Below are 6,582 nucleotides of genomic sequence, written 5' to 3' on the forward strand. Positions count from 1 at the left end.
TGAAGCCCGTACCCTTCAATCTGGATAAATGATCATCTGTATGGCGGACACCACTAACCACCGATCACTGGCCTCATTCCGGCGCCGGATAAAACGGCAGCTTTTCGTTCTTCTCGTTGGCCCGTTTGACCGTGCCGTCGCTCAGCAGCAACGCGGGCGCGAGAACCGTCTCGGGCACTTCGCCGAAATAATTCCCCACCCACAAATCCTTACCGGCGGCCTCGATGCTGGAGCGCAGCGCCCTCTGGTCCAGATCGTCCAACTCGGCTCCGCGCACCAGTTCGCGCTTGCCATCCAGGCCCACACGATAGAGGAGCCGCGGGTTTTTGGGGCCGCCCATCGTCTGCACAAAATAGACGCTCTTCAGATCGCGGTCCCTGGCCAGGGCAAGCAGCTTCTGGTTCAGCTCTTCATCGCTGATGCCGTTTTCCGCTGTCACCTTGAGAACCCCAATGGAAGGCCGGGGCGATCCCATCAGCGCCGCGCGCCCATGCCCGTTGGAATTCGGAAAATCGCGCACCGGCTCGCGGCCGATCAGGTAGTTCTCCAGCTTGCCGGCGGTGACCACCTTCACCGCCTGCGCGGGAACACCCTGGTCATCGACGGCGTAGGCGCCCACCAGGTTGCGATGGTTCCACGTCTTCAGCGACGGATCGTCGGTAATGTCGATGAACTCCGGCAGCACCCTGGCGTGATAGCTCGACGCGAAGGGCCCGTTGGTGCGCGCCTCAGTGCCAAGCCTTGGCCGGGTGGCGGTCACACCGCGCGCCAGCAGCGCATGCAACACGTCCGTCGCAGCATCGGAGCTGAGCAGCACCGGCCCGTGATATTCCTCCTCCACCACCGGAGCCTTGCTCAGATCGTGAAGCGAAGCGATCAGCGCGACAGCATGCTTGTTGAAGTCTTCGGCCGAGTCGAGGTTGGCAAGAGCGATCCCGCTCGTGCCATAGGAGCGATCGAGCCGCATGCCGTCCGCCGCCTGCGTGCCAACGCCAAAGTTCTCCTGATAACTCCCCGCGCTCTTGCGCACGATGGTGCCTTCGCTGTTCACCAGCCGCGTGGTGGTCACGCGCCCGTTGAATGAAGCCATCGAATACTGCACATCGTGCTCGCCGGCCTTGGCCGTGGCATCGGTGCGATACAGGCCGCTGGCTTTCGCAACGCGCCCAGTCCAATCGGCTTCATCGAGTTTTAGCTGTTCCGGCTCCTCCAGCGAGATGACCGCCTTCTCCTTGCTGAAGTCATCGGCCTGCGGCGGCGTCTGCACCTGCTTAAGCTCGGCCTGCTTCTGCGCGTAGGCGTCCTGGGCCTCCTTGAAGGCCTGGTCGGTGGCCTGCCACAGAGCAGAACGAATGGCGATCGGATGTTCGCCAAGCGCGCTCAACTGCAGCGCACCGTCGCCGCGCTGGCCGGAGCTATCGGTCTTGTAGTCGCCCACCCGCACCGTGACCCGCGCAATGCGCTGATGCGCCTGTGACGAGCCCTCGGTGGCGCCGAACTCGGCCTTGGTCTCGAACGCTTCCACATCCAGAACGCGATACTCGATAAAGAACGGTCTCTCAAAGCCTTTGAGTTGCAGGTCGGCTTTGCTGCGGTCCAGCTCCTGCAGCATGGCCTTGAGCACGGGGTCCTTTTCAGCATCCCCGCGCGTCGCTTGCGCAGAGGAGCGGGGTGCGAATCCAATCAACGCCGCGCCTGCCAGAAGTGCCACGAATGTCCGTCTCATTACTGCACCCCCTGCTGCGCGCTGGTTGCTGTTCCGGGTTCCCTGTTGCCTGTTGCCTGTTCTGACGGTATCGGCAAAATTGGCGGCCGCGCAGTGCCCTGCGGTTGCCGCTGCGTTTCCATCTCACTCACCAGCATGGCGGGAGCAATCGCGCTCACGGGCACTGAGCCTGACTCGGCGCCGCACTCGCCATTGAAGACTTCGCTCTTATCGCCCGTGGCGATGATGCGCTTCATGGCCGCCAGCGGCGTGCCCACAATGCTGACCCCGCGCACCAGCTCGTCCGGGCGCCCATCCACATACACGCGATAGACAACCAGCGGAATCACCTGGAACGCCTGCGGCGAACTGCGCTGGGTAACGGCAAAGCCCGACGAGATGTCTTCGAAGTAGAGACCGTAGGGTTTGCCCTGCTTCTTCGCTTCGTCAATCAACTGCTTGCGGAGCTCAGCCTCAGAAACCGACCTGGTTGAGCTGACGATCAGATTTCCCTGCCGCCCGGTGGGCATACGGCCTGTCTGCGCGCGGCCGTGGCCGTTGGACGCGGACACGCTGGCGATGGGCAGCCGCGACATCAGGAACGTCTTCAGCACACCATCCTGAATGAGCTCCACGCGCTGCGCCTTCTGCCCTTCATCGTCATACTGATAAGCGCCGCTCAGCCAGGTGTGATCGAAAACCGTCCTGGTTGGATCGTCGGCGACCGAGAGGAACGAAGGCAGAACCGGCTTGCCCACATCCTTGGTAAACGTCTGGCCTTCGTCTTCGCCGCGCTGTCGCTGCCCTTCCAGGCGATGCCCCAGCACCTCATGGAAGAACACAGCAGAGGCGCGCCCGGAGAGAATGGCGGGGCCATCGAACGGCTCGGTCACGGGAGCCTTGCGAAGCGCCTCAAGGCTCTTGGCCAGGTCGTTCATCGCGGCTTCCAGCTCCTCCTGCGTGGGAAGGCCCTCCAGGGTCTCGGCCTCAAATGTGCGCGCGCGGAACAGGTCCATGCCGTCTTCAGCACGCGTCACCGCCAGGGCCACCAATCGCGCCTGCAAATGCGGCGTCACCAACCGCGAGCCCTCCGACGAGGCAAAGTAGTCCGTCTCGTTCTGCACGCTGAGAATCACCGCGTTCTGATAGACGTCAGGGTAGGCGCGGAAAATCTTCGACAGCCCTGCCACCCGCTGCTCCCAGGCCGCACGATCCACCTTCACAGCCGGCGCCGGCTTCTCAATCGCCACCTGCGGCTTCTCTTCGCTGAAGTCCGGCGAGTTGTCCTCTTCCCTGGCGCGGACCTGCGCCTCCGTCTTCACGCGAAGGTAGTTATCGAGCGCGTTGGAGTAGCCGCTGTTGGTGCCCAGCCACAGGGTGCGCTCGAGCGCCACCGGATCATCCGCCAGCGGAAGCTGCACGCTGTTGACGGCCGAGCCGCGATGCGAACCGTGCGTATTGTCGAGCCTGGCATCGCCCAGCCGCACCTGGATGTCGGCCACACGCACGCGATTGGCGTTATCGGCTACCAGCGCGCCATACTGCGCCTGCATCATCACCACGTCGGCGTCGCTCACCGTGTAACTCAGAAAGTAGGGCGGGAGCTGATTTTCCTTATCCGCTACCTCTCCGTGACCCAGCGATTGGTAGGCGCGCTGCAGTTCGCTGGTCATCGCGTCCAAAAGCGGTGGAGCCTTCTGGGCAGCCGCAATCTGCGGTGAAGTCAGGGCGGCGGCGGCAAGAAGCGCCAGCCCTCCAGGCAACAACCGGCGAAACGTTCGGCCCGCACAAACACCACAAATAGATGGCAGAGAAGGAAAACAATCAGGTAAAAACATCGGTAGCCGCAATTGTCTCAAATAAACAGCACTGCTGAGGAAACCGCTTGCGATTTGCACGCCTTCTTGCCCTGGTTCTGTTCGGTTCTTCGCTCTTTCACGGTTCCGCTGCGCTGCGGGCGCAGGCTGCCGCGGAGCCCTCCCCTGAGGAACGGCAGGCCATCACCGCCCAGCAGCCGCCCTCCGCGGATCAGGCCTATCATCTGCCCCCTGACAAGCTGGCCAAGGCCAAGACGCTGAACAAGATCCGCCTGACACTGGAGATTGTTGGAACGCTCTGGAGTCTGGCCGTAATGGCCCTGCTGCTGACCACGCGCACGGCCGCTGGGCTGGGCAGCTGGGCGGCGAGCCTTACGCGCATGCGTTGGCTGCAGGGCGTGTGGTTCTTCAGCGCCTTTTTCGTGATCACCTTTCTGGCCAGCCTGCCGCTCGACATGATCGGCCACACCGTCAGCCGCCATTTCGGCATCAGCGTGCAGGGCTGGGCGGGCTGGTTTGGCGACCAGGGCAAGAGCCTGGGCCTGACGATCGTCTTCGGGTGCCTGGGCCTTCTGCTCTTCAACTGGATCGTGAAGGTGTCGCCGCGGCACTTCTGGCTATGGTGCTGGATTGTGGCGGTTCCGCTGTCGGTTGCCGGCGCCGTCGGCGAGCCCCTGCTCGAACCCATTTTCGACAAATTCGAGCCCCTCTCGCAGCACAACGCGCCCCTGGTCGCCGATCTCGAAAAAGTGGTGGCGCGCACCGGAACGCAGATTCCCCCGGACCGCATGTATCTGATGAAGGCCAGCGTCAAGACCAACGGGCTGAATGCATATGTGACCGGTCTGGGCGCCACCAAGCGCATTGTGGTGTGGGACACCACCGCCGGCCGCGTGCCCAACGATGAAGTGATGTTCATTTTTGGCCACGAGACCGGCCACTACGTGCTGCACCACATCGTGAAGGGGCTGATCGCTTCGGCCGTGGGCATGTTCTTCCTTTTCTGGGCCTGCGCGGCCTTTGCGCAGTGGCTGGTCGGCCGCTACGGCGAGAGCTGGGACATCCACGAAGAGATTGGGCCGAGGGGCGCGATTGCGCCGCTGGGGACGCGAGCGGGATTTGTGGTGCTTCTGTTGGCGGTGTCGATTGCCGGCTTCATTCTCACGCCGGCAAGCAACACGGTGAGCCGCTATATGGAACACCAGGCCGACGTATACGGGCAGGAAGCGATGCACGGGCTGGTACCCGATCCGCAGAAGACAGCCGTTGCCGCATTCAATGCGCTGGGGGAGGCGTGGCTCGAAGACCCGGAACCGAGCCGGTTGGTGGAGTTCTGGCTGTACAACCATCCGTCGGTGAAGAATCGCGCCAACTTCGCCGCGCATTACGATCCGTGGGCGAACGGCGGGCATGGAGAGTTCTTCAAGCAGTGATCGCTGGCGGCTGACCACTGCTCTTTTAGAATCTGATCATGCAATTCATGAGCCTGAGCCGCCGCCGCACCGATGCTTTTCCACCCGAGGCATTCACCAGGGATCTCACCGACCGGGAGGCGCAGCGGGTGCGCGAGCTCTACGGGGCCGGCATCCTCCGCCAGGTGTGGCGCCGCGCCGATATGCCCGGCGCCGCCATCCTTTGGGAAGCGGCCAGCGAAGCCGAAGTGCGGGATGCCCTCGCCAGCCTTCCCATCGCCCAGGCCGGTATGCTGGAGCTGGTCGCCCTGGCGCCTCTCGAGCCCTATCCCGGTTTTATCCAGGCGAAATAGCCGCCGGGCTTTGCCGTGGGCCCGCAAATGGCGTCCCGGCCAGACTGCGGGCTTTCCGATGCCCCTGCCCGACACCTTACACTGATATGTCGTCATTCTTTTTGGAACGAGGAGCCCCATGGCTTACCCGGCAAATCTGCGCTACACCCGCGAGCATGAATGGATCGCGGTCGAAGGCAACATCGGAACCATCGGCATCACCGACTACGCCCAGAACTCGCTCGGCGACATCGTCTACGTCGACGTGCCCAAGGTGGGCGACTCCGTCACCGCCCACCAGACCTTCGGCTCCGTCGAGAGCGTCAAAGCGGTCAGCGACCTCTACTCACCCGTCTCCGGCACCGTGACCGCAACCAATGAGGCCCTCAAGGCCGAGCCCGACAAGATCAACTCCGCCCCGCACGACACCTTCATCATCAAAGTCGAGCTCTCCAACATTGGCGAACTCGATTCTCTGCTGGATGCTGCGGCCTACGAAGCGTTTACTGCGGAAGAGCAGTGAGCTGCAGCTCTTAGCCTCTAGCTGATTCGTTCTGCTCGACGCTGCATCTATAACCAGATCACTCCGGCAGCCAGGTACCTGCTGCCGTATGGGCTTTTAGCCAGAAGCTAGAAGCTGGGAGCTAGCAGCTAAACATGCGTTACTTACCCAAAAGTCCCGCCGAGCGCGAGCAGATGCTCAAAGAGATCGGCGCGGCTGCCATCGACGACCTGTTTTCCATCATTCCGGCCGAATACCGCCTCACCCGCGACCTCGACGTCCCGCGCCAACAGGCCGAAAGCGAAATCATCGACTACTTCAAGGCCGCCGGCCAGAAGAACGCGACCGATTACACCAGCTTCCTGGGCGCCGGCGCTTATCGCCATTACCGGCCGGTGATTATCGACGCCCTCGTCCAGCGCGGCGAGTTCCTCACCAGCTACACGCCCTACCAGGCCGAGATCACCCAGGGCACCCTGCAGGCCATCTTCGAGTTCCAGACCATGATTGCCGAGCTCACCGGCATGGACGTGGCCAACGCCAGCATGTACGACGGCTCTACCGGCGCAGCGGAGGCCATCCTTATGGCCATGCGCGTCACCGGTCGCCAGAAGGCGATCGTCGCGCGCAGCGTGCATCCCGAGTACCGCGAAGTCATCGACACCTACCTCCGCCATCGTGAGCTGCCCACCTCTCTTGTGGGCTACGACCACGCGACGGGGCGCATTGACCTCGCCGTCCTCGAAGAGTCTGTCACTGAAGAGACCGCGGCGGTCCTCGTGCAGAGCCCCAACTTCTTCGGCATCATCGAGGA

6 protein-coding genes are annotated in these 6,582 nt (G+C 62.9%); 4 read left to right on the forward strand and 2 right to left on the reverse strand.

Going from position 1 to position 6,582, the window contains the following annotated elements; all coding sequences use genetic code 11:
• Positions 1-73: 73 nt before the first annotated feature.
• Entirely contained in the window at positions 74-1,711 is a 1,638-nt protein-coding gene (locus VGL22_RS02490; RefSeq protein ID WP_465265297.1) for a metallopeptidase TldD-related protein, read from the reverse strand.
• 14 nt (positions 1,712-1,725) lie between these two features.
• Positions 1,726-3,378, reverse strand: a complete 1,653-nt coding sequence (locus tag VGL22_RS02495; RefSeq protein WP_465265302.1) for a metallopeptidase TldD-related protein — start codon at positions 3,376-3,378, stop codon at positions 1,726-1,728.
• Positions 3,379-3,590: 212 nt separating this feature from the next.
• On the opposite strand from VGL22_RS02495, the gene VGL22_RS02500 reads away from it, so the two are divergent.
• The 4 genes from VGL22_RS02500 to VGL22_RS02515 form a co-directional block, all read left to right on the forward strand.
• Entirely contained in the window at positions 3,591-4,955 is a 1,365-nt protein-coding gene (locus VGL22_RS02500) for a M48 family metallopeptidase (RefSeq protein WP_465265298.1), read from the forward strand.
• A gap of 38 nt (positions 4,956-4,993) precedes the next feature.
• Entirely contained in the window at positions 4,994-5,287 is a 294-nt protein-coding gene (locus VGL22_RS02505) for a muconolactone Delta-isomerase family protein (protein ID WP_465265299.1), read from the forward strand.
• A gap of 118 nt (positions 5,288-5,405) precedes the next feature.
• On the forward strand, positions 5,406-5,789 hold the full coding sequence (gcvH, locus tag VGL22_RS02510; RefSeq protein WP_465265300.1) for a glycine cleavage system protein GcvH: 384 nt from the start codon (positions 5,406-5,408) through the stop codon (positions 5,787-5,789).
• Between the two features lie 134 nt (positions 5,790-5,923).
• Positions 5,924-6,582 (forward strand): PLP-dependent aminotransferase family protein (locus tag VGL22_RS02515; protein ID WP_465265301.1); only part of this gene is annotated, 659 nt, incomplete at its 3' end.

This window comes from Occallatibacter sp. (genome assembly GCF_036502485.1).
Classification (GTDB): domain Bacteria; phylum Acidobacteriota; class Terriglobia; order Terriglobales; family Acidobacteriaceae; genus Telmatobacter.